This is a genomic window from Brucella anthropi, assembly GCF_046630315.1.
Taxonomy (GTDB): Bacteria; Pseudomonadota; Alphaproteobacteria; order Rhizobiales; family Rhizobiaceae; genus Brucella; species Brucella anthropi_A.
The window spans coordinates 75,235-98,482 of record NZ_LQBD01000005.1 but is presented as its reverse complement, the minus strand read 5'-3'; the positions used below and the strand labels follow the sequence as shown (position 1 = coordinate 98,482).

Below are 23,248 nucleotides of genomic sequence, written 5' to 3'. Positions count from 1 at the left end.
AAGGCGCCGCAGAACGGCGCCTTCGGAAAAAGGTGAGGCAAAAGCCGTATATCCGGCAATTAATCCTCAAGCTGCCTTGGTTGCAATACCCTTATCGGCAAAAAGTGTCTGCAATTCGTTCGACTGGAACATTTCGCGCACGATATCGCATCCGCCGACGAATTCGCCCTTCACATAAAGCTGGGGAATGGTGGGCCAGCTGGAATATTCCTTGATGCCCTGGCGCAGCTCGTCGGAAGACAGGACGTTGACGCCCTTATATTCCACACCGAGATAGTCGAGGATCTGGACGACCTGACCGGAGAAACCGCACTGCGGGAAACCCGGCGTGCCCTTCATGAAAAGCACGACGTCGTTGGTCTTCACTTCATTGTCGATGAAATCGTTGATGCCGGTCATTTGCGGTCCTTTCAAAATGCCGGCCCAAATTCCGGCACAGGATGGGAGGATATCTCCCATATAGTCATCTGATTGCTGGTAATCATCCCGATAAGGCGAAAGCAAGTCAAATGCGTGGGAAACTGCATTTCGGGGGAGCAACATCTTGCCGCAGCGCATATCGCTCCCACGAGGGGTGTCCTTATTCCGGTACGCCGGTTTGCAGGGCAAGGGCATGAAGCACGCCGCCCATATTGCCCTTGAGCGCATCATAGACCATCTGGTGCTGCTGCACGCGCGACTTGCCGCGGAAGCTCTCGGCCACGACCTCGGCAGCGTAATGGTCTCCGTCTCCGGCAAGGTCGCGGATCGTCACCTTTGCGTCGGGAATCCCCTCGCGTATCAGTTTTTCGATCTCATGTGCGTCCATAGCCATGTAAAATCTCCCGCCGTTTCCGGCATTTTCTTATCGTTTTGTCGAATCGTAACGCACCATCGTGGAACGTCAACATCCATCTGTCTAACGCTTAAACAGCCGACAAGCAAACCGCCCGAACAGGCTTTCCATCCGGGCGGCAAAAGGTATCAGTGATGTAAAACCGGATCAGTTATCGCTGACCGGTTCGCCACTCATGAAGCCGGGGAACCAGCCTTCGAAAGCCCGCGTCAGTTCGGCCACGCCGACATCGACACTCTCGCCGATTGTCAGGCGGTCGCCGCCGACCGTGCCGAGAATGCGGAACGGAACGCCGGCGCCCTCTGCATTGAGCGCGATGAGCGTTGCCATTTCAGCGGTCGCCGCGACGACATAGCGCGCCTGATCCTCACCGAAAAGAACGGCATGCGGCAGGCCGTCGCCGGCATCGAGCACGGCGCCCTTGCCGGACTTGATCGCCATTTCGGCGACCGCAATCGCCAGACCGCCATCGGAGAGGTCATGACAGGCCGTGACCTGACCGTTGCGGATGGCCGAACGGACGAATTCGCCATTGCGCTTTTCAAGCGCCAGATCGACGGAAGGCGCGGGACCGTCGGCGCGGTCGAACAGATCGCGCAGATAGACCGACTGGCCGAGATGCGTGCCGTCACCGCCAAGCAGGATAAGCCGGTCGCCATCCTGCATGCCGCCGATCTTCGCCATTTGCGACCAGTCGGGGATGAGGCCGACGCCCGCAATCGTCGGCGTCGGCAGAATGGCCTGGCCGTTGGTTTCGTTATAGAGCGACACATTGCCGGATACGATCGGGAAATCCAGCGCGCGGCAGGCTTCGCCGATGCCTTCGATGGCCTTGATGAGCTGGCCCATGATTTCCGGCTTTTCGGGATTGCCGAAGTTGAGGTTATCGGTCGATGCCAGCGGCTCCGCGCCGGTCGCGGTCAGGTTGCGCCAGCATTCGGCCACGGCCTGCTTGCCGCCCTCGAACGGGTCGGCCTCGCAATAGCGCGGCGTCACGTCCGACGAGAAGGCAAGCGCCTTGGTTTCATGGCCTTCCACGCGGATCACACCGGCGTCGCCGCCCGGCACCTGCAAGGAATTGCCCTGAATGAGCGTGTCATATTGTTCGTAGACCCAGCGGCGCGACGAAAGATCGGGCGAGCCGATGAGCTTGAGCAGGGCAGCGGAATAATCCTCCGCCTGCGGCACATTGCCGGCAGGCAGCGGCGCGTGCTTGCCCGGCTCCATCCATGGGCGATCATATTCCGGCGCTTCGTCGCCCAGATCCTTGATCGGCAGGTTGGCGACTTCCTCGCCCTGATGGATGACGCGGAAGCGAAGGTCGTCGGTGGTCTTGCCGACAATGGCGAAATCGAGACCCCATTTGCGGAAGATCGCCTGTGCTTCAGCCTCTTTTTCCGGCTTCAGCACCATGAGCATGCGCTCCTGGCTTTCCGAAAGCATCATTTCATAGGCCGTCATGTTCTCTTCGCGAACGGGAACATGGTCGAGGATGAGTTCGATGCCGAGATCGCCCTTGGCGCCCATTTCGACCGCCGAGCAGGTGAGGCCCGCCGCACCCATGTCCTGAATGGCGATGACCGCGCCGGAGGCCATCAGCTCAAGGCAGGCTTCAAGCAGGCACTTTTCGGTGAACGGATCGCCGACCTGGACGGTGGGGCGCTTTTCCTCGATCGACTCGTCGAATTCAGCCGATGCCATGGTCGCGCCGCCGACACCGTCGCGGCCCGTCTTGGCGCCGAGATAGACGACCGGCAGGCCGACGCCCTTGGCTTGCGACAGGAAGATGCCATCATGCCGGGCAAGACCGGCAGCGAAGGCATTAACCAGAATGTTGCCATTATAGCGCTTGTCGAAGTTCACTTCACCGCCAACCGTCGGCACGCCGAAGGCATTGCCATAGCCGCCGACGCCGGACACGACGCCCGAGACGAGATGGCGGGTTTTCGGGTGATCGGGTTCGCCAAAGCGCAGCGCATTCATCGCCGCAATGGGGCGCGCGCCCATGGTGAACACGTCGCGCAGAATGCCGCCAACGCCGGTCGCCGCACCCTGATAGGGCTCGATATAGGAAGGGTGGTTGTGGCTTTCCATCTTGAAGACGACGCAATCGCCATCGCCAATATCCACCACGCCTGCATTTTCGCCGGGGCCCTGGATCACGCGCGGCCCGGTTGTCGGAAGTGTGCGCAGCCATTTCTTGGAGGACTTGTAGGAGCAATGCTCGTTCCACATGGCCGAGAAAATCCCCAGCTCCGTGAAGGTGGGTTCGCGTCCGATCAGTTCAAGAATGCGCTGATACTCGTCCGGCTTAAGACCATGCGCTTCGATCAATTCCGGCGTGATGTCTCGCATATTGGAAATAGTCATGGAAATGGGGAACCCCGTCGCAGGCTGTGGCACCCAAAAACCTTCCGCCGAAGGCTGGGCATCTAAGGTTTCAAGGGGCCTCTTTAACCTAACTCTGTTGGAAGCGCGACAGGAAAATACCGCTTTCCCGGCCTCAATCCTATATCAATAACGATAAAAAGAGACCAAGCCTGTCAGACACTCCCTTCATAACCAGCCTGTTCGTTTTCGAGGAGCCGCCGCAGGGTCAGAAAGCCGTTCTCCACCGCATCGCGATCGGCGGGCGAGGAGAACGCGACGCGAACCCGGTGATAGATCTGGTCGACACGGCCCGCCTTGAACTCATCCTCATCGTCGATCAGGATTCCGCTTTCATAGGCGGCGGCCTTGAAGGTTCCCGAAAGCCAGGGTTCCGGCAGGCCCATCCACAGAAACGGAATGGTGGGCCTGGACACGAAATCGAAGCCGCTGAAGATCTTTCGGGCCATTTCCTCGCGCGCGACGGTTTCCGCGCGGCATTTGCCGTGGATGGCGTCGGCCTCGCCGGAGAGCACAAGCTGGGCGCCGGTTTCGGCAAGCAGGAAGGCGGCGCCGCCTGTGACCATCTTGTGCGTCACCTTCACGCGCTGCGCGCAATGGGCGGGGCAGGCAACCCATCCGCTGCGTATGCCTGCGGCCACGGCCTTCGACAGGCCGGAAACGACGAATGTGCGCTCCGGCGCAAAGCGCGCCAAGGGCGCAATCCGGCTGTCGCACATGACGCCATAGATATCGTCTTCGATCAGCCAGACATTGTATCGCCGCGCGATGTCGGCAATGGCGCGGCGGCGTTCTTCCGGCATGACGGCGAGCGTCGGATTGTGCAGGCCCGGCATCAGGAAGGCGAGGGTGGGGTGTTGCTGGCGGCAGGCGCGTTCGAACTCTTCCGGGATCAGCCCATAGTCATCCAGACCGGCCTGAATGGTGCGGCGACCGAGAAGGCGCACCGAGCGATTGATCTGGGCATAGGTCAGGTTTTCGAAAAGAATGCGGTCGCCGGGATTGGTGAAGGCCGTGATGATGGCAATGCTTGCCGCCTGCGCGCCATTGGTGACGACAATGCTGTCGAGGTCCGGCTGCCAGTCGGCCCGCGAAAGCCATCTTTGTCCCGCCTCCAGCCAGTACGGCGGGAAGTAGCGCGAATAGCTTGCTATATCCTGCGGAAAATCCCGGTGGATATCGGCATTGATCCGGGCCAGGATCGTATGCTGCCCGACATCCGGCGCGGCCGTGGTGTCGAACCGCAACTTGCCTGTCGGGACATCCACCGCCTTGGTTCCCCCTATGCCGGAAACCGACAGCGCCTGGTTTGCCGCCTGCTCATCCCCCAGAACATAGGTGCCGCGCCCGACTTCGCCTGTAACAAGCCCGCGCTCATGCGCCAGCGCATAGGCGCGGCCGATTGTGCCGATTGTCACCTTCAGGTCGAAAGCCAGGTTGCGTTGCGGCGGCAGCTTGCTGCCCGCCGGCAGGCCGCCATTGCCGATTGCCTCTTCGATGGCGTCGGCAAGTTGCAGATAAAATGGGCCGGACTTGCCGGAGAGGTCGGGAATCCAATTTGTCATGGTGACAACATATAAATTGTATCGATCATTAGGTCAATTATAGACTCAAATTGTCTCAATCACACAAGCAATGATCAAGGTGGATCGAGCGATGTTCTCTTTCAGACCGCAGACCGAAACGATCGATACAATATTGCCTTTGCCGCAAGCAGATCGGAAAGCCGAATTGTTGGAAGCTCTATGGCCGCATCTGGCCGGCGCCCCGACGGATGGACCCCGGATGACGCTCATGCGCCGGTTTCTCGGTTGGCTTTCCTATCGGATGATGCTGCGCCGCAGCCGCCTTGCCCTGTTCGAGCTTACCGACGAACAGTTGCGCGATATCGGCCTGCAACGGTCGGAGGCAGGGCGCGAGGCGCGCAAGGTGCGGTTTCATCTTCGCTGAACCGGTCGCGGAAGCAGGTTTGTGTGTTTCCGCGACCTGTTTCGGGATTACTGGCAGCCGCTCTGGCCCGAGGCCCAGCGGTTGACATCGGCGGCGATGCGTCCGCCATGGCTTTCTCCCATCATGGGGCCGAAGGCCTCGACGCGCGCCGGATTGCCTTGCGCCTGCACGACGAGCAGCGGACGCGAGGCGGGGTTGCGCGCCGGAACCACCAGAATGCGCGGGCGTCCGGTAAAGGAATTCAGTTCCGGCGCAAGCGAATAGCCACGGAAATCCTTGTCCTTCGATTTGAACCAGCAGCTGTTTGCCGCCAGCGCGATGCGCTCCATGGTTGGCAGCGCCGCCTTGCTGGCATCGACGGCGATGGGCCCCGTGGGCTTGCTGGAGGTGCAGGCGGCAAGCAATGCAATGGCCGGTAGGGCCAGAAGAGCGAAAGTCTTGGTCTTCAAGGAAGGCTCCGATAGCGCGTGCCTTTGGCAGGCACGCATGAGAGGTAGGGGACAGGCAGGATCAGGCGAGTTGCGGCATGAAGGCTTTCAGCCCGTCGTTCATCTCGTTCCAGATGCGCTCGAAAGCCGGGTGCTGTTTTGCCTTGGCCGCATATGCATCGAATTTCGGGAATTCGTCCAGCAAATCCGCCTTGCCGGAGAGTTTCTTCAACGGTTCCATCAGAAAACGCACCGGCAGCACCCAGCAATCGGCAAGCGTCGGTTCGTCACCGGCGGCATAGGCCTTGTCCGAAAGACGGCTTTCGACCACCTTCAGGCCGGTATGCATCTTGTCGAACAGGCGCTCGATGCTTGCATTGTCGCGTTCCGGTTTGCTGAGCAGGATGAAGAGCTTCATCGCAGGGCCCAGAACTTCAAGCTCCGTCACGCGCGCCAGAAGCCGGATCAGCGCGCGCTCGCGCGGGGTGCCGGGCAGAACGGGCGTCTCGGGAAAATGATCTTCGAGATATTCGGCGATCACCGCTCCCTCATAGAGCGTTTCGCCGGAACTGGTAATCAGCACGGGAATGCGGCGGAGCGGCGTGATCGTGCTGAAATCGGCCGGAAACGGGTAGGGCAGGCTCATCGGCTTGAATGGCAGGTCCTTCAGATAGAGAACCCCACGGACAAAGGCCGAGTAAGGGGAAAGAGGACGGGAATAAAGCTGCATGAATGAAGTTCCCCTGATTCGTTATCGCTAAAATCTGCGAGGCATTTCCAGCAGAATTGTGAACGCTTCTGGCTGGATAGCGCATGGAACAAATATGGGGCGATCCCGACGTTTTCTCTTCCGCTGGAACCCTCCCGAAGCCAAGCTGCCATGAAAACAGATGCTTTGCCAGTGCCGTTTTGAGACGAAGCAGGCGCAATAAAAAGGGCGGCTCCGACAGGGCCGCCCGTTTTCATCTATGCAGGGGCGATCAGGCAGCGACGCCCAATGCGCCTGCGAAAAGCGCCCGGCCGTCATCGCCGCCATGGGCGGATTCGATCAGGTTTTCCGGATGCGGCATCATGCCGAGCACATTGCCGCGCGCATTGACGATGCCGGCAATGTCGTTGACCGATCCGTTCGGATTGGTGCCTTCCGCATAGCGGAACACGACCTGGCCTTCGCCTTCGAGACGCTTCAGCGTTTCGGCATCGGCAAAATAATTGCCGTCGTGATGCGCGACCGGGCAGCGGATGATCTGGCCCGGCTTGTAGCCGCGCGTGAACGACGTGTTGGCATTGGTCACTTCAAGCTTCACTTCGCGGCAGACGAATTTCAGCGAGGCATTGCGCATCAGCGCGCCCGGCAGAAGCCCGGCTTCGACGAGAATCTGGAAGCCGTTGCACACGCCCATCACCATGACGCCCTTGTCGGCCTTCTCGCGCACGGCCTGCATGACAGGCATGCGGGCTGCAATGGCGCCGCAGCGCAGATAGTCGCCATAGGAAAAACCGCCGGGAATGAGGATCAGGTCCACATCGTCGGGAATGCTGGTGTCAGTCTGCCAGACGGTCACGGGAGCCTGCCCGGTGATCTTGGTCAGCGCCGCGATCATATCACGATCACGGTTGAGACCGGGAAGAAGAATGACTGCGGATTTCATGGCGTCTGCTTCCTTTATTGGGCTCAGGCGATGGCGATGGAATAATCTTCAATCACGGTGTTGGCGAGCAGCTTCTCGCACATGGCCTTGAGGTCCGCTTCGGCCTTGGCTTTGTCCGAGCCTTCCAGTTCCAGATCGAACACCTTGCCCTGACGTGCGGAGCTGACGCCGTCGAAACCGAGGCTGCCGAGTGCGCCGACGATGGCCTTGCCCTGCGGGTCGAGAACGCCGTTTTTCAGTGTAACGGTGACGCGTGCCTTGATCACTCTGTAGTTCCTGCAATTTTAGAACGAATGAAGCAGCCCGAAAGGTTTGTTCCGGCATGATCCCGAAAACCGTGTCCACTTTTCGGGATCATGCCCTTTCGGGCTGGGCGGATCATTTTACTTTACAAGCGTGGGGCCAGCCGGGCGCGGCGTGTCGTTCTCGTTCATGATGCCGAGACGGCGCGCCACTTCCTGATAGGCCTCGACCAGGCCGCCCATATCGCGGCGGAAACGGTCCTTGTCGAGCTTGTCATTGGTGTTGATGTCCCACAGGCGGGCTGAATCGGGCGAGATTTCGTCGGCGACGACGATGCGCATCATGTCGCCTTCCCACAGGCGGCCGCATTCCATCTTGAAGTCGACAAGCTGGATGCCGATGCCGAGGAAAAGGCCGGTGAGGAAATCGTTGACGCGAATGGCGAGCGCCATGATGTCGTCGATTTCCTGCGGGCTTGCCCAGCCGAAAGCCGTGATATGCTCTTCCGTCACCATCGGGTCGTCGAGCGCATCGGCCTTGTAATAGAACTCGATGATCGAGCGCGGCAGCAGCGTGCCTTCCTCAAGGCCGAGGCGCTTTGCCAGCGAACCGGCCGCGACATTGCGCACAACCACTTCAAGCGGAATGATTTCCACTTCCTTGATCAGCTGCTCACGCATGTTGAGCCGGCGGATGAAGTGCGTGGGAATGCCGATCCGGTTGAGCTGGGTGAAGATGTGCTCGGAAATGCGGTTGTTCAGCACGCCTTTCCCGTCGATGACTTCATGCTTCTTGGCATTGAAGGCAGTTGCGTCATCTTTGAAGAATTGGACAAGCGTACCGGGTTCAGGGCCTTCGTAAAGAATCTTGGCCTTGCCCTCGTAAATACGGCGGCGACGGTTCATGGCTTTTCTCGGATTTCCATATTTATGGTGATCGGCTCTAAGCCGCTATTCTCGCGGGCTACCTATAGCAATTGTGGGCTTTTAACAATCCTGCTTTGTGCCCGTTCCCCCGTTTTCGCTGTTTGTGACGCAAGTTTATGCATGAGTCGCAAGAAAGTGGTCTTTAAGCCCTTGTATAATCTTGCGCCCCTTGCCAGCTTTAGGCAAGAGAACGGATGACGATCTCTGCTGGAGCGCATTTCGATCTGATTGAATCAGATCGGCGCTCTATCTATGTATTTTGACGCGCATCTTGTCCGAAAACCGTTTCACACTTTTCGGGATGCGGTCTAACTCGCAAGTCTGGGAGCTTTATGAATGACCACTGGCATGGATGATCGCCGCGACGCTTTTGAAAAGAAATTCGCGCTTGATGCGGAACTGCGCTTCAAGGCGGAGGCACGCCGCAACAAGCTTCTGGGACTTTGGGCCGCAGACCAGCTTGGCAAGAAGGATGCGGAGGCCGATGCCTATGCCAGGGAAGTCGTTGCCGCCGATTTTGAAGAAGCGGGCGATGAGGATGTTTTCCGCAAAATTCGCGCCGATCTGGATGCCGGTGGCGTCAAGGTCACGGACGAGGTGATCCGCGAAAAGATGTTTGCTTTCCTGGAAGAGGCAGTCCGTCAGGTAAAGCAGGATTGAGAATGGTTCGGGGCGGGAGCGCAGACAGCCTTTCCGCCCTGAACTCATGCAATGAAGGAAATTCGAATGTCGTTGTCTTCGCGCCTTCGCGCCGGGGAAACAGTGCTTTCCGCATGGTCCTCGCTTCCCGAACCCCTGACGGTCGAAATTCTCGCCCATAGCGCTTTCGATGCCGTGACGCTCGACATGCAGCATGGCGGCCACGACGAGGCGAGCGTGCTGCGCTCGCTTGGCCTTATCCTGAATGCGGGCAAGCCGCCGGTGGTGCGTGTGCCCGTCGGGCGCTTCGACATGGCAAGCCGTGCGCTTGATTTCGGGGCTGCGGCGGTCATTGCCCCGATGATCAATTCGGTCGAGGATGCCCGCCGCTTTGCGGCCGCGATGAAATATCCCCCGGTGGGCGAGCGGTCATGGGGCGTGTTCCGGGCCAATGCGGATTACGGCGCGCCGGGTTCCAACGATTACCTGACCACCGCAAATCACGACACGCTTGCCTTTGCCATGATCGAAACGCGGGACGCCTATGATGCGCTGGATGCCATTCTGGATGTGCGCGGCATCGACGGTGTTTTCGTCGGCCCGGCGGATTTCTCGATTGCATGGAGCAACGGACGCGAGGCGAACCCGCATTCCGATGCGATTGTGGAGCCGGTCGGCAATATTGCGCGCAAGGCCGCGGCGGCGGGCAAGATTGCAGGCATCTATTCGCCGTCACCGGAATTTGCCAAGCGCTACATTCCGCTCGGCTTCCGCTTCCTGACGCTCAGCAATGATGGCGGCTATATCCGCCTTGCGGCGGAAACGCTGACGAAAGCGGTTCGCGGCTGATCAAACAGGAAAAGGCAGGGTTTGACGCCTGCCTTTTGCTTTTCTCTGCCCGGTCAATGATGTTTGGGCGCCTGCAACTGCGTCATGAACTCGGCAAACACCATCGATCCTTCCGGCCACGGGCCATGCCCGGATTCGGAATTGATATGCCCGGATTCGCCCGCATCGATCAGCATGGCGCCCCAGTCCTTCACCACCTCTTCCGCGGCCTCGAAGCTTGAAAAGGGATCGTTGCGGCTGACCACGGTTATCGTTGGAAACGGCAGGCGTTCACGCGGATAGGGACCGAAGGTCATCAGGTGTTTTGGCCTGATCTTCTCGTTGGAAACATCCGGAGGCGCCACGAAAAAGGCGCCCGCGACCTTGTGCTGGATATGCGGAATGGCATGGACGGCGGTGGCGACCCCAAGCGAATGGGCCACAAGCACGATGGGTTTGGTTGCCGCATTGGCAGCCTTGACGACTTCGCCGATCCAGTCTTCGCGAACGGGCTTCGACCATTCCGCCTGCTGCACGCGCCGCGCCGTGGAGAGCTTGCTCTCCCAGCGGGTCTGCCAGTGATCGGGGCCGGAATTGGTATAGCCGGGAATGATGAGAATATCTGCGTCTTTGACTTTCATGCCCCCCATTTAGAGAGGCTTTGCGGCTTGTTCAAGCGCTGCCTGCTGCACGCATTGCATGGAAGGCATGCGATTGATGAACAGCCTGTTCGCTGATCGCGATCTTGTGAAACATGCTTCGAATAGTGATGTTTAGGCTCGAATAGTAACGGGCGCAGAGTGTTGCATGCCAATCAGCAGACGTAATATCCTTGGCGCAGCCGGGACTGCTGCAATGGCCAACATTCTTCCTGCTCGCGCACAAATGCCGTCGAAGGAGAGCGACATGACACAACATCTGAAAGCGGCGGCGGTCGAAACAGGGCGCCCGGTTGCTCCGCTTCCATTCGCCATGACCACGCCGATGCGCGTGGCGCGGGTGGGGCTGAGGGCGCGCGATGCGGAAACACTTGCCGAATATTATCGCGATGTGGTGGGCCTGCGCGAGATGGCGCGCCGCGGCGCATCGATCGTGCTGGGCGCGGGCGACCGCGAACTGATGGAAATCGAACAGTTTTCCGCCGCCAAGCCCGACGATCCGCGCAGCGCCGGCCTTTATCACACGGCTTTCCTGCTGCCGACGCGGGGCGACCTGGCGCGCTGGTCGCGCCGCGCCATCGACAAGCAATTGCCGGTCAGCGGTGCGTCGGACCACAAGGTCAGCGAAGCGATCTATCTGACCGACCCGGAAGGCAACGGCATTGAAATCTATGCCGACCGTCCGCATGACCAATGGCAGTGGAATGACGATCGCGTGGCGATGAGCACCGATCCGCTCGATGTCGGCAATCTGCTCGATGTGATCAAGCGCGAGGGCGGAGAGTGGGATGGCGCGCCGCAAAATACGGTGGTTGGCCATGTGCATCTGCGTGTCGGCAATGCGCAGGAGGCCGAAACCTTCTGGCACAATGAACTCGGCCTCGAAACCGTTCAGACCTATGGCGATCGGGCGGTTTTCATGTCCACCGGGCGCTACCACCACCATATTGCTGCCAATGCCTGGCAGAGCGCTGGCGCTGGCAAGCGCGACATGGATCGCACCGGCCTTGGCTGGGTCGAGCTTGAGGATACGCGCGGCGGCAACGACAGCACTTTTGTCGATCCGTGGGGCAATGTGGTCAATACGATCAGGACCAAGGCGTAAACCAGCCGATCTTACAGAATGTGAAAAGCCCCATGTTTTCATAAACATGGGGCTTTTTCCGGATTCAATTTATGAGCGCATGAAGGGCACGGCGCAGATTTTGGTTATGGCGTGGCGAAAATGGTGGATTTCGAGAACCGGAGCGGAGCGTACTCCCAAGCATAGCCCCGAAAAGTTGCAGACTTTTCGGATAAGGCTATGCGTCAGAGAAAACGACGTGAGCACCGGAAGCTTCGCATCATCCCGAAAAGTTGCAGACTTTTCGGATCAGATTATGCGACTGCAAAACTCAAAACGCCATTTGCAGCCCGCCAGAGCCGAAATCCCCTAGCCGAAGACGCGCTTGAAAATGGTGTCTACATGCTTCGTGTGGTAGCCGAGATCGAACTTCTCGCGGATCTGCTCCTCGGACAGTGCGGCGCGCACTTCCGCGTCAGCCAGCAATTCTTCGAGGAAATCCGCACCCTGTTCCCAGACCTTCATGGCGTTGCGCTGCACGAGACGATAGGCGTCCTCGCGCGACACACCGGCCTGCGTCAGTGCCAGCAGCACGCGCTGCGAATGCACCAGGCCACGGAACTTGTTCATGTTTTTCAGCATGTTGTCCGGGTAGATCACCAGCTTTTCAATAACGCCGGCCAAACGATTGAGCGCGAAATCGAGCGTGATGGTCGTGTCCGGGCCAATCGCGCGTTCGACGCTCGAATGCGAAATATCGCGTTCGTGCCAGAGAGCCACGTTTTCCATCGCGGGCGTGACCGACATGCGCACCAGACGGGCAAGGCCGGTCAGGTTTTCGGTCAGCACCGGATTGCGCTTGTGCGGCATGGCCGACGAACCCTTCTGGCCCGGCGAGAAGAATTCTTCCGCTTCCAGAACTTCCGTGCGCTGCATGTGGCGGATTTCGATGGCGATGTTTTCCATCGAGGAGGCGATGACGCCGAGCGTTGCGAAGAACATGGCGTGGCGGTCGCGCGGGATCACCTGCGTCGAAACCGGCTCTGCTTCAAGGCCGAGCCTTGCGCAGACATATTCCTCGACGCGCGGGTCGATATTGGCAAAGGTGCCGACAGCACCGGAAATCGCGCCGGTGGCGATTTCCGCCCGCGCGGCCACGAGACGGGCGCGGTTTCGCGACATTTCGGCATAGAAACGTGCGAAGGTGAGGCCCATCGTGGTCGGTTCGGCATGAATGCCGTGGCTGCGGCCGATGCGCACCGTGTCCTTGTGCTCGAAGGCGCGCTTCTTCAGGGCTTCCAGCACGCGGTCCATGTCGGCAAGCAGCAGGTCGGCGGCCCGCACGAGCTGGACATTGAGCGTGGTGTCGAGCACGTCCGATGAGGTCATGCCCTGATGGACGAAACGGCTGTCCGGGCCGATGAATTCGGCCAGATGCGTCAGGAATGCGATCACGTCATGCTTGGTGACGGCTTCGATCTCGTCGATGCGGGCGACGTCGAATTTCGCCGCGCTGCCCTTTTCCCATATGGTTTTGGCCGCGTCCTTCGGGATGACGCCCAGTTCAGCCAGCGCCTCGCAGGCATAGGCTTCGATCTCGAACCAGATGCGGAACTTGGTTTCGGGCGACCAGATGGCGACCATTTCTGGCCGGGAATAGCGCGGGATCATGGGTGCATCCTGTAGAAAGTGTGGGTTTAACGATTGCGCGCGGCTTCGGCCGCGGCACGAATGGCGTCGATATTGGCGCGGTAGCTTGCGACCGAATTGCCCTTGTAGACAGCCGAACCGGCTACCAGAATATTGGCGCCGGCGGCAACGACCGGGCCTGCGGTTTCGGGCGTGATGCCGCCATCCACTTCAATGTCGATAGGGCGGTCGCCGATCATTTCGCGCACGCGCCTGATCTTGTCCAGCATCGGCGTGATGAACTTCTGGCCGCCGAAACCCGGATTGACCGTCATGACGAGGACGAGGTCGACATCTTCGATAACATTCGTCAGCGCCTCGGCGGGCGTGGCCGGGTTCAGCGCAAGACCGGCCTTCTTGCCAAGCGCGCGGATCGATTGCAGCGAGCGGTGCGTGTGCGGGCCTGCTTCCGCATGGACGGTGATGAGATCGCAGCCCGCATCCGCGAAAGGCTCCAGATAGGGATCGCAGGGCGCAATCATCAGATGCGTATCGAAAAACGCCTTGGTGCGCGGGCGGATGGCCTTCACCACCTGCGGGCCGAAGGTGATGTTGGGCACGAAATGCCCATCCATGACGTCGATGTGAATCCAGTCGGCGCCGGCTTCCAGCACGGCGTCGACTTCTTCGCCAAGACGCGCGAAATCGGCGGAAAGAATGGATGGGGCAATGGCGATGGGGCGCATGTTTGTCTCCTTGGCGGCCTCTTGGGCAGAGAGCCTTGCCCGTATCACAGGAACGGCAAAAATCCTATCCCCAGCGCTTGTGGAACCACATCCATTGGCCGGGATATTCGCGCACCCATTGCTCGACCGTGTCGTTGAGCAGCTGCGCGGTGGCCGCGATGTCGATCTGGCCGGTCTCGTCGCGCGGCAGTTCCATGCGCTCGTAGAGTTCCAGACGATAGCGCCCGCCGGGCAGGCGGATGCAGCGCGCGGGATAGACATCGCAATCATATTGCCGCGCCAGCTTGGCAAGCAGCGGATTGGTCTTCACCGGGCGATCGAAGAATGTGGAGGGGATGCCGCGCGAAAACTTCTGGTCCACCAGCATGCCGACATTGCCGCCATCGCCCAGGATGCCCGCAAGCGCCCAGGCCGCACCGGCCTTCGACGGCACCAGATGACCCATATTCGTGCGGCGCGCCTTCAAGACCTTGTTGGCGATATAGGGATTGTTGGGCGGGCGGAACAGCGCCGTGACATTGAGGCCGAAAGTGGCGGCGCAGATCGGCAGAAGCTCGAAATTGCCGGTATGGGCGGTAAAGAAGATATGCGGCTTTTTCTCGTCGCGCAGGCGCTCGAAAATCGGAATGCCTTCCACCTCGACCAGTCCCGGTGTGGCGGCATGGGGATCGAAATCGAAGACCGCGTCGAGAAAGATATATTCCGCGAAAAGGCGCGCCATCGAATCCCACATTTCGCGGGCGATATGCTCGATTTCGGCTTCGCTCTTTTCCGGATAGGCTTTGCGCAGATTGTCGGTTGCAACCCTGTGGCGCGGCGTCAGCGGCCCGACGAGACGGGCCACCCTGGCCGAAAAGCTGATTGCCGCTTTCGCCGGGAACAGGCGCAGAAACCCGAGCAGCACAAAAACGGCCTGCGCCCAGAGCCAATAATTGAATTGCTTCAGCTTGCGCGACCAGCGGAAGAGCAGAAGTTTCAGCTTGAACATCATGGACGTGACAGGCTCAGTCGATCTCAAGAATGATCTTGCCGAAGACGTCGCGGCCTTCCATGCGCTTCAGCGCCGTGTCGATATCGTTGAAGCCGACCACGGTATCGATGACCGGATGCACGATCCCGCGCGCCATTTTCTGCATGGCGTCGGCCATGTTTTCCATGCGGCAGCCGAAGGAGCCGAAAATCTTCAATTGCTGCTGGAAGAGCTGCATCAGGTTCATGTTGGTGGAAACGCCCGAGGTCGAGCCGCAGGTGACGAGACGCGCGCCGCGCTTCATGCAGAGCATGGAGCCTGCCCAGGTATCCGCGCCCACATGCTCGAAGACGACATCGACGCCCTTCTTCCTGGTCAGCTTGCGCACCACACCTTCAAAGCGGTCTTCGCGATAGTTGATGACGTGATCGGCGCCAAGAGCCTTGGCTTTCTCGATCTTGTCGTCGGAGCCGACCGTGGTGATGACCGTGCAGCCCATCTTCTTGGCAAGCTGGATCGCCGCCGTGCCGATGCCGGAGCCGCCGGCCTGTACCAGCACGGTTTCGCCGGGTTCAAGCTTGGCATTGTCGAACAGCATATGTTCCACCGTGCCGAATGTGACGGGAGCGACCGCGGCACCAATGGCATCCACGCCGGGAGGGGCGGGAACCAGCAGGCGGGCCGGAAGGTTGACCGCCTCGCAGGCAAAGCCGTCCAGATGGAAGCCATGCACGCCGCCCACATGTTCGCAAAGATTGTCGCGGCCTTCGCGGCAGGCGCGGCAAAGCCCGCAGGTGCGCGCGCCATAGATCGAAACGAGCTGGCCGGGCAGGAGGCTGGAAACACCGGGGCCGACTGCATCGACGATACCCGACGCTTCCGCGCCGATGACGAGCGGCATCTTGCGCTTGGCAAAGGCCATGCCGCGCCAGCCCCACACGTCGATATGGTTGAGCGCAACGGCCTTGATCTTCACCGTCACCTCGCGGATGCCGGGGGCAGGGGGCGGTGTGATATCGGTGATTTCGAGGCGGCGATCATCGAGAAGCTGCAAGGCGCGCATGAAGGTATCCTTTTCAAGACATAATCCCGGAAACGGCGAACCGTCCGGGATCATGGGAAAATTCGTATTTGCCGGACCGATTAATTCGGATTTGCCGCCAAAACAAGGCTCGTATTCTGTCCGCCGAAGCCGAAGGAGTTGGAAAGCACGGCGGAAACCGTCGCTTCACGCTTCACATTCGGCACGACATCGAGCGGAATGGCCGGGTCCGGATTGTCGTAATTGATGGTCGGCGGCAGCGTGCCGGTCTGGATCGTGAGCAGCGAGAACACCGCTTCGATGGCGCCGGCCGCGGTCAGCGTATGGCCGATCATCGACTTGTTGGAGGAAACCGGGATGGAGGCAAGCTTGTCGCCGAAGACGGTCGAAAGCGCCAGATATTCCATCTTGTCGTTTTCCGGCGTCGAGGTGCCGTGGGCGTTGATGTAGGAAATCTGGTCTTCGGTCAGACCCGCATCCGCAAGGGCGGCGCGCACCGTGCCGATGGCGGGCGAGGCGTCCGGCTTGGAGCGGGTGCGGTGGAAATCGTCGGCCTTTTCGCCGCAACCGGCCAGAATGCCCAGCACTTTCGCGCCGCGCGCAACGGCGCTCTCAAGCGATTCCATGACGAGCGCGCCGGAACCTTCCGCCATGGCGAAACCGTCGCGATCCTTGGAGAACGGCTTGGATGCTTTTTCAGGCTTGTCGTTCTGGGTGGAAAGGGCGGAGAGGAGCGAGAAGCGGATCAGCGCTTCCGCCGAAACCGAACCGTCGGTGCCGATGGACAGCACACGGTCGCTTTCGCCGCGGCGAATGGCTTCCACGCCGAGCTGGATCGCGGTTGCGCCGGAAGCGCAGGCGGTGGAAAGCGTGATCGGCAGGCCGCGCGTGCCGAAAGCTTCCGAAAGGCGCTCGGCGATATAACCGAACTGCGTGGTGTTGAAGAGCGCATCCTGACGCGCGCGGCGGCAGGCTTCCAGCAGAAGCTGATAGCTTGCCGGGCCCTGGTCCTTGACGCTGGCATCGAGCGCGAAACGGCTTTTCCAGTCCAGTTCGACCGGCGGCGCGGCAAGAAAGAGCGGCCCGCCGAAATCGGTCACGGAAAGGCCGGACTGGGCAAGCGCTTCCTCACCGGCAAGCCGCGCCAGGGCTTCCGAAAGGGCAGATGCGCCGATGTCGCTTTCGGCCAGAAAATCCACCGTGCCGGAAAAGCGTGTATTCAGGTTCTCGGTCGGAAAACGGGTGATCGTGTGGATGCCTGATTTTCCGCCGGTCAGCGCTGCCCAGTTGTCGTCCTTGCCCTGTCCGAGCGAGGAAACGACGCCTGCGCCGGTGATGGCGACGATGGGACGGCCGAGATGGTCTGTATATTTCGTCATCTTATGCTCTCACCAGCTTTGCGGCGCCTTCGGCGCGGGTTGCCCCGACGGTGGTGACAATGGCTTCGCTGACCGCGCCGCCGACAGGCTGTTCGGCGGCATCGAGCGGCGCGAAGGCTTCGCCTTTCCAGACGCAAACCGCGCCCAGCGCCAGCGCCAGCGGAAACTGCGCTTCACGCAGATGGCCGGTCAGGCCGCTAATGCCGCGATAGGCAGCCGAAACACCGTCGAGCGCCGCCTTTTCGGCAGCGGTCGCCGCATGCGCGCCCGATGCGCCGGAAACCACATAGGCCGGATTTTCGCCGCCATTGGCGGCAAGCACGAGGTCGCGCACGGTTTTTTCGAGGTCGGCATCGCTGCGGCGAATCTGCGCGCTTGCGATATCGGCAATCCGCGCATAGGCGCGGGCGCCGCGCTTTTGCGCATGATCCGCGCTTTCCAGAACAAGGAATACGCCGCCGGAGCCGGAAATCATGCCGCCGCCGGCCGAGCCGTCGCGGCTCCAGAGCGACGCCCAGCCGTCATGCTTGAGCAGGCCGCCAAGCTCATGGCCGAGAATCATGTCGAAATGTTCGCAATTATAGGAACCGCCGACAAGCGCATGGGTGCTCTGGCCGGTGCGGATGCGGGCCGCGGCGGTTTCGATGGCCGAAATGCCGGAGCCTTCCTCGCCCATGAAGGTGCGGGACGAGCCTGTGACCTTGTGAACGATGGAAATATTGCCGGCCAGAAGATTGGAAAGCTGGGCCAGAAAGAGCGTCGGGCGCAGTTCGGTGGAAAGCTTCTGATTGAGCATCACGCCGCGATTGCTGTCCTGATCTGCGAACTGGCGTCCTTCATCGAGAATCTGCATGTCGACGGTGATGTCGCGCTCGCCGCCGCCGGCACCGACGACCATATCCATGGTCGCGCACAGCGCCTCGTCGTCCTTCATGCCCGCATCCTGCAGGGCAAGGCCCGCGGCATAGGTGCCGAGGCGCTGCCAGGTTTCCATCTGGCGCTGATCGCCGCGCTTTGGAATTTGCAGGCTCCAGTCCACCTCGCCCAGCGGGTGAACGGTGTAGGGCGCAAAAGCTTGCTTTTCGAGGCGCGGCTGCGTGCCGGCTGTCGAGAAAGCATCCCAATGTGCGTCCACGCCTTCGCCAAGCGAGGAAATGATGCCGATGCCGGTTATGACGACTTTGTTGTTCTGCATGGGTCCCGTTCGTCCGTCGATGCTGACACTGCTCCAGAAACGGAATCAGGGCGAACACTGCTGTTCACCCCAATTTTCCAGAGGCATTCCCGAACGCAAAACCGTCTCACGCTTTGGCAGGAAATGCTCTCGCCGCTTTAATGCGCGCTATCAGCCCTTCTTGGCTGCGACCAGTTCGTCGATCTTGGCGCAGAGGTTCTTGAGAACGAAATATTCTTCCGTCGGAACCTTGCCCTCGTTCACTTCCTGCGTCCACTGTTCAAGCGGGATCTTGATGCCGAAAGCCTTGTCGATGGCGAAAACGATGTCGAGGAAGTCGAGGCTGTCGATGCCGAGATCATCGATGGTGTGGCTTTCCGGCGTGATGGTGTCACGGTCGATTTCACTGGTCTCGGCGATGATGTCGGCGACTTTGTCAAAAGTAGAGGACAAGTTTCGATTCCTTTATTCACGGGCGTTGCCACGGTTGGCACGCATTTGACTGTTTGCGCGTGGCTGAAGCGACCCTTGTGCGTCCATTTGGACGCACAAGGGTCGCTTCAGCCTATTGAACCTACGCATCGTGCCTTCCAAAAATCGATTCCGATTTTTGGGCCGATGCTGTAGCGTTTTTCCGGTGGCAGGGAAAGTCATATTACTTTCATAGCCACCGAGCTTTCAAAAGCGCATATAAGCCGCACAACATGCGAAGCGCAACATAAAGGCAAATGCCGGTTTTGGAAATATTCTCAAAACCTGGTTATCAGGGCTGCATTCTACGGCTCGTTCCTGACACGCCTGACAAAGTACCAGAGCCCCACGGCGGCACAAGCCACCATCACGATCGCGAGCGCATATTGCACCGGGCCGTTTCCCGAGGCGATGGCGGCAAGACCGGAGGCGACGCTGCCCATTGTTCCCAATGCTTCCGGGTGCTTCAAGGCCGATGTGAAGGCCATGTCGGCCTGCCGGGCCTTGGGCGCGACATCGCCCACCGCCTGCGACGGCTGGGCAACCGGCGGATTGGCGGCCAGCGCCAGCGCGCGCGCCCGCACCCGCTCGACACGGGCGAGCCAGCCTTTCCCGAAAGTCGACGCCGTGGCCAGGCCCTCCAGCCACGCGGCGCGCGCATCGCACAGCGCATTGATGATATCGTCCGGCGAGCGCATGTTCGCCGCCGCAACGGTCTGCGCTCCGATGACGCCGTCCTCCGGCATGCCCAGAACAGCCTGCAGGGCTTTTGCCGCGCGTCCGGGGCCTGAATTGACCGAAAAATCGAAGACGGCATAGTCGACGCCGGAAGGCAGGTCGTCCCCGTCGATCTTGTCCCAGAATTCCGCCCGATAGATCTGGGTCGCGGTGGCGCGGGGCATTTCCTTGACATCGTCGGGCGATACCTGGCGCCCCTCCCATGCCGACAGGGTTGCAATGGTGATTCCCATATTGGTTGCCCCGCCCGGATCGGCGGGATTGTCGACATATCCGCCTTCTTCGCTGAAAATATAAGGCATGACTTTCTGGAAATTTGTTTTCATTTAAATGCCTCTAATTTAGTAATAAAAATTGCTCATACTTATTTGAACAGTTTCTCATCTGTCCAGTGCAAGAAGATAGTGGGAAAAATACTTGTTTGCACGCTGAATCCGAATGAGGTTAAAATCAGCATTTCAACGATGATATGTCTTGCGTCGCGTCCATGGATGCGGCTTCATGGAGGTCTCATCGCAGCATCGGTTACAGGCGGGCGAAATTGAATTCGGAAATCTTTGGATATGCACCGGACGGGCAGGCGGTTCACCGGCTCACGATCTCCAACGGCCCGTTGACAGCCAGGATCCTGAGCTGGGGCGCGGCCATTCAGGACCTGCGCATGGAGGGCCATGCGGCCCCGCTGGTGATCGGCTATCGCGATTTTGCCGATTATCCCGCCCATTCCCCGCATCTGGGCGCGATTGCCGGTCGCTCGGCCAACCGCATCCGCAATGCCCGGTTCGATCTGGACGGAACGACCTATACGGTGGAGCCGAATTTCCAGGGTCGGCATAATCTGCATGGCGGCAGCAGGGGGCTTGGCAACCGCGTCTGGACGATAACCGGCACCGGCCCGGATTTCGTCACGCTGGCAACGATGGCCGCGGATGGCGAGATGGGTTTTCCCGGCAATCTGAATGTCAGCTGCACCTATATGCTCAATGAGGAGGGGGCGCTGATCGTGCGGCTGGAGGCCGTGACCGACAAGCCCACCATCTGCAACCTGCTGCACCACAGCTATTTCAATCTCGACGATGGCGGCGAGGGCGATATTCTCGATCATCGGCTCAGGATCGATGCGGACGCCTATTTGCCGGTCGACGATGCCCTCATTCCCGACGGGCGGGTTCTGCCGGTCAGGGGGACGCCATATGATTTCCGGGAGTTTCGCCCGATTCGCTTTGAGGAAAAGGGCGTTCAGCTTCAATATGACAACAATTTCTGCCTGGCGGCGGCCCGTGGACCGCTCCGCCCCTGCGCGTCGGTCAGGGGTGCGCGCTCCGGCATCCGCCTCGATATTGCGACGACGGAGCCGGGTGTGCAGTTCTATGCCGGCAACACCATGGCCAATGATTGCATCGGCCTGACGGGCAAGCCCTATGGCAAACATGCGGGCTTCTGTCTTGAACCGCAGATATGGCCGGGATCGCTGGAATATCCCTATTTCCCGCAGGCAATCTTGCGTCCGGGCGAAATATACGCCCAGACCAGCCATTTCAGCTTCTCGCGCGAGACGCTTTAATGCATGTCTCCCAAAAGTGGGAACCGGTTTTGGGGAGACATGCTTTGATCAATCCGCAAAAGCGGCGCGCGCGGTTTCCATCGGAGCGAGCGCGCCGCGAATCTCGACCACGCGCGCCGCAACCCGATGCGCCTTGCGGGCCGCTTCCACCGGCGGCAATCCGGCGAGGCGCGCGGCCAGATAGGCGCCGTTGAAGCTGTCGCCGGCGCCGGTGGTGTCGACGGCCTGCGCGACGACCGAGGGTACCTGCACCCTTTCATTGCCGGTGACGACGAGCGCGGGTTGCGTGCCGTCCTTCACGACGACCTCCTTCACGCCGAGCGCGGCAAGGCGGTCAGCACAGGCGCTGGCGTCCTTGTCGCCAAAGAGCGCCTGTTCATCGGGAAATGTGGGCAGGGCAATATCGGCGATGCGCATGGCTTCGCTGATGACCGCTTGCGCGATTGTGCGGTCGGGCCAGAGCTGGTGGCGGAAATTCGGGTCGAAGGCGACAAGCGATCCGGCGGCGCGGCATTCGCGCAGGACATCGAAGAACGTCTCGCGATGCTCGGGCAGGATAATGGCGATCGAAATGCCCGAAAAATAGATGATGTCGCGGCCGTTGAGGCTTTTCTCCAGGGCTTTGCGGTCGCTGGCAAGACGCCTTGCGGCGGCGTCGCTGCGCCAATAGGTGAAGGAGCGCTCGGCACCGTTGAGCGTGATCGCGTAAAGCCCCGGATGCAGCCCGCCGATAATGGGGCTATGAGCAATGCCGATCCCGTTCGACGTCAGAAACACGCGCTGTTTCTGGGAAAAACTGTCTTCGCCAAAGGCCGTGACATATTCCACGGGGTAGGATTTTTCCGTCAAGGCGCGCATGTACCAGGCCGTATTCAGCGTATCGCCCGCAAAACCCATGCGCCATTGATCGCCTTCATTGCCTGAAAGCTCGATCATGCATTCGCCGATAGACGCAAATCCGCCCATATTCCTCTCCTCACTTCCAATGCGGCTAACGCCTATACTAATTTTCGCCCATGTAAAATTGGTTTGTCCGCATTTTGCCGGTAGGGTCATTTCAGCTTTATCGACTTGCCACATTCATTGTGTAAGCATCTGCCGAACGCATCGTCCCCGGAATCGGGAAATGCTCTCGTTGATATAGTGGAGTTTCGCTGACGCTGCTCGCGAAGCTCGCCCAAGGATTTTGACATGCGTTATGCGATTTATTTCACGCCGCCATCCAATGATGCGCTTTTGAAGGTTGCCGCAAACTGGCTCGGACGCAATGCGTTCAGCGGTGAGCCGGTCAAGATGCCCGCGATCCGCTCTCTGCCGAGCGATGAAATCGTTCGCTTGACCGAAGAGCCGCGCCGCTACGGTTTTCATGCGACGATGAAGGCACCGTTCCGTCTGGCGGAAGGGCTCACCGAAAACGATCTGCTTTCGGCCCTGATTCATTTCACATCGTCGGCGTCGCCCGTCACCATTCCCCGCCTGATGCTGCACGCGATCGGCCCGTTCTTCGCGCTCGTGCCGGAAGAGCCGGTTGCCGAACTGAACCAGCTGGCCAATGATGTTGTGGTTGCCTTCGACCGGTTTCGCGCACCTCTGAACGAGGCTGAAATTGCCAGGCGTCGGCCGGAACGGCTCAGCGATGCGCAGCGCCATAATATCGAGCGCTGGGGATATCCTTACGTTTTCGAGGAGTTCCGCTTTCATATGACCCTGACCGGCCCGGTGGCCGAAAAGGATCGCGCCCATGTGGAGCGGACGCTGGACGATTTCTTCACGCCGGTTCTGGACGATGCCGTGGAGGTTGCGAATCTCGCTCTGTTCGTGGAAGCTGAGAAAGGGGCACCTTTCGAAATACATTCGCTGCATCCTCTGACCGGCGGCAAGGTTGCATCGGCGCGGGCCTCGCGAGCGGTTGGGAGGCCGTAGG

The 23,248-nt window shown here is 60.0% G+C and carries 25 protein-coding genes; 6 read left to right on the top strand and 19 right to left on the bottom strand.

Features of this window, described 5'->3' with window-relative positions; all coding sequences use genetic code 11:
- Positions 1 to 66: 66 nt before the first annotated feature.
- From grxD to AVM02_RS03715, 4 genes are all read right to left on the bottom strand, one after another.
- Positions 67 to 399 (bottom strand): Grx4 family monothiol glutaredoxin, encoded by a 333-nt coding sequence (gene grxD, locus AVM02_RS03730; protein ID WP_411505678.1) that lies wholly within the window; start codon positions 397 to 399, stop codon positions 67 to 69.
- A 181-nt stretch (positions 400 to 580) separates the two neighbouring features.
- Complete coding sequence (locus AVM02_RS03725; RefSeq protein WP_140019658.1) at positions 581 to 814, bottom strand: BolA/IbaG family iron-sulfur metabolism protein; 234 nt, start codon at positions 812 to 814, stop codon at positions 581 to 583.
- A gap of 168 nt (positions 815 to 982) precedes the next feature.
- Entirely contained in the window at positions 983 to 3,205 is a 2,223-nt protein-coding gene (purL, locus tag AVM02_RS03720) for a phosphoribosylformylglycinamidine synthase subunit PurL (RefSeq protein ID WP_411505677.1), read from the bottom strand.
- Positions 3,206 to 3,378: 173 nt separating this feature from the next.
- Entirely contained in the window at positions 3,379 to 4,788 is a 1,410-nt protein-coding gene (locus AVM02_RS03715; RefSeq protein WP_411505676.1) for a PLP-dependent aminotransferase family protein, read from the bottom strand.
- 166 nt (positions 4,789 to 4,954) lie between these two features.
- Between AVM02_RS03715 and AVM02_RS03710 the strand changes: the two genes are divergently transcribed.
- Positions 4,955 to 5,173, top strand: a complete 219-nt coding sequence (locus AVM02_RS03710; protein ID WP_411505675.1) for a DUF1127 domain-containing protein — start codon at positions 4,955 to 4,957, stop codon at positions 5,171 to 5,173.
- A gap of 47 nt (positions 5,174 to 5,220) precedes the next feature.
- Here the strand turns inward: AVM02_RS03710 and AVM02_RS03705 are convergent, their stop codons facing one another.
- From AVM02_RS03705 to purC, 5 genes are all read right to left on the bottom strand, one after another.
- Complete coding sequence (locus AVM02_RS03705; RefSeq protein WP_411505674.1) at positions 5,221 to 5,622, bottom strand: hypothetical protein; 402 nt, start codon at positions 5,620 to 5,622, stop codon at positions 5,221 to 5,223.
- A gap of 61 nt (positions 5,623 to 5,683) precedes the next feature.
- Complete coding sequence (locus tag AVM02_RS03700) at positions 5,684 to 6,331, bottom strand: glutathione S-transferase family protein (protein WP_411505673.1); 648 nt, start codon at positions 6,329 to 6,331, stop codon at positions 5,684 to 5,686.
- Positions 6,332 to 6,581: 250 nt separating this feature from the next.
- Positions 6,582 to 7,253, bottom strand: coding sequence for a phosphoribosylformylglycinamidine synthase subunit PurQ (purQ, locus tag AVM02_RS03695; RefSeq protein ID WP_411505672.1), 672 nt, complete (start codon positions 7,251 to 7,253; stop codon positions 6,582 to 6,584).
- Positions 7,254 to 7,276: 23 nt separating this feature from the next.
- Positions 7,277 to 7,519, bottom strand: coding sequence for a phosphoribosylformylglycinamidine synthase subunit PurS (purS, locus tag AVM02_RS03690; protein WP_008935658.1), 243 nt, complete (start codon positions 7,517 to 7,519; stop codon positions 7,277 to 7,279).
- Between the two features lie 117 nt (positions 7,520 to 7,636).
- Positions 7,637 to 8,401 (bottom strand): phosphoribosylaminoimidazolesuccinocarboxamide synthase, encoded by a 765-nt coding sequence (gene purC / locus AVM02_RS03685; protein WP_411505671.1) that lies wholly within the window; start codon positions 8,399 to 8,401, stop codon positions 7,637 to 7,639.
- Positions 8,402 to 8,758: 357 nt separating this feature from the next.
- Here purC and AVM02_RS03680 point away from each other — a divergent pair, with 357 nt between their 5' ends.
- Entirely contained in the window at positions 8,759 to 9,082 is a 324-nt protein-coding gene (locus AVM02_RS03680; RefSeq protein ID WP_411505670.1) for a DUF1476 domain-containing protein, read from the top strand.
- Positions 9,083 to 9,142: 60 nt separating this feature from the next.
- Complete coding sequence (locus AVM02_RS03675; protein ID WP_411505745.1) at positions 9,143 to 9,910, top strand: HpcH/HpaI aldolase family protein; 768 nt, start codon at positions 9,143 to 9,145, stop codon at positions 9,908 to 9,910.
- 53 nt (positions 9,911 to 9,963) lie between these two features.
- On the opposite strand, the gene AVM02_RS03670 is transcribed toward AVM02_RS03675, so the two are convergent.
- The gene (locus AVM02_RS03670; protein WP_411505669.1) at positions 9,964 to 10,530 is read right to left on the bottom strand and encodes an alpha/beta hydrolase; all 567 of its coding nucleotides are present in this window, start codon (positions 10,528 to 10,530) and stop codon (positions 9,964 to 9,966) included.
- A 166-nt stretch (positions 10,531 to 10,696) separates the two neighbouring features.
- Between AVM02_RS03670 and AVM02_RS03665 the strand changes: the two genes are divergently transcribed.
- Positions 10,697 to 11,653, top strand: a complete 957-nt coding sequence (locus tag AVM02_RS03665) for a VOC family protein (protein ID WP_411505668.1) — start codon at positions 10,697 to 10,699, stop codon at positions 11,651 to 11,653.
- Between the two features lie 327 nt (positions 11,654 to 11,980).
- On the opposite strand, the gene purB is transcribed toward AVM02_RS03665, so the two are convergent.
- The 8 genes from purB to AVM02_RS03625 all read right to left on the bottom strand — a co-directional run bounded on the left by purB (position 11,981) and on the right by AVM02_RS03625 (position 20,086).
- Positions 11,981 to 13,282 (bottom strand): adenylosuccinate lyase, encoded by a 1,302-nt coding sequence (purB, locus tag AVM02_RS03660; RefSeq protein ID WP_411505667.1) that lies wholly within the window; start codon positions 13,280 to 13,282, stop codon positions 11,981 to 11,983.
- A 26-nt stretch (positions 13,283 to 13,308) separates the two neighbouring features.
- The gene (gene rpe, locus AVM02_RS03655) at positions 13,309 to 13,986 is read right to left on the bottom strand and encodes a ribulose-phosphate 3-epimerase (protein WP_411505666.1); all 678 of its coding nucleotides are present in this window, start codon (positions 13,984 to 13,986) and stop codon (positions 13,309 to 13,311) included.
- A gap of 64 nt (positions 13,987 to 14,050) precedes the next feature.
- Positions 14,051 to 14,977, bottom strand: coding sequence for a lipid A biosynthesis lauroyl acyltransferase (locus tag AVM02_RS03650; protein WP_411505744.1), 927 nt, complete (start codon positions 14,975 to 14,977; stop codon positions 14,051 to 14,053).
- A gap of 13 nt (positions 14,978 to 14,990) precedes the next feature.
- A complete protein-coding gene (locus AVM02_RS03645; protein WP_411505743.1) occupies positions 14,991 to 16,019 on the bottom strand; it encodes a zinc-binding dehydrogenase in 1,029 nt (342 codons plus the stop codon).
- 80 nt (positions 16,020 to 16,099) lie between these two features.
- Entirely contained in the window at positions 16,100 to 17,377 is a 1,278-nt protein-coding gene (locus AVM02_RS03640; RefSeq protein WP_411505665.1) for a beta-ketoacyl-ACP synthase, read from the bottom strand.
- A 1-nt stretch (position 17,378) separates the two neighbouring features.
- Positions 17,379 to 18,572, bottom strand: a complete 1,194-nt coding sequence (locus AVM02_RS03635) for a beta-ketoacyl-ACP synthase (protein ID WP_411505664.1) — start codon at positions 18,570 to 18,572, stop codon at positions 17,379 to 17,381.
- Positions 18,573 to 18,722: 150 nt separating this feature from the next.
- The gene (locus AVM02_RS03630) at positions 18,723 to 19,004 is read right to left on the bottom strand and encodes an acyl carrier protein (protein WP_002963985.1); all 282 of its coding nucleotides are present in this window, start codon (positions 19,002 to 19,004) and stop codon (positions 18,723 to 18,725) included.
- A 323-nt stretch (positions 19,005 to 19,327) separates the two neighbouring features.
- On the bottom strand, positions 19,328 to 20,086 hold the full coding sequence (locus tag AVM02_RS03625) for a glycoside hydrolase family 108 protein (RefSeq protein WP_411505663.1): 759 nt from the start codon (positions 20,084 to 20,086) through the stop codon (positions 19,328 to 19,330).
- A 215-nt stretch (positions 20,087 to 20,301) separates the two neighbouring features.
- On the opposite strand from AVM02_RS03625, the gene AVM02_RS03620 reads away from it, so the two are divergent.
- Entirely contained in the window at positions 20,302 to 21,324 is a 1,023-nt protein-coding gene (locus AVM02_RS03620) for an aldose epimerase family protein (protein WP_411505662.1), read from the top strand.
- 48 nt (positions 21,325 to 21,372) lie between these two features.
- Here AVM02_RS03620 and AVM02_RS03615 read toward each other — a convergent pair whose 3' ends face one another.
- Complete coding sequence (locus tag AVM02_RS03615) at positions 21,373 to 22,290, bottom strand: sugar kinase (protein WP_411505661.1); 918 nt, start codon at positions 22,288 to 22,290, stop codon at positions 21,373 to 21,375.
- A gap of 225 nt (positions 22,291 to 22,515) precedes the next feature.
- On the opposite strand from AVM02_RS03615, the gene AVM02_RS03610 reads away from it, so the two are divergent.
- Positions 22,516 to 23,247: a DUF1045 domain-containing protein gene (locus AVM02_RS03610; protein WP_411505660.1), complete on the top strand. Its 732-nt coding sequence runs from the start codon at positions 22,516 to 22,518 to the stop codon at positions 23,245 to 23,247.
- Position 23,248 lies beyond the last annotated feature (1 nt).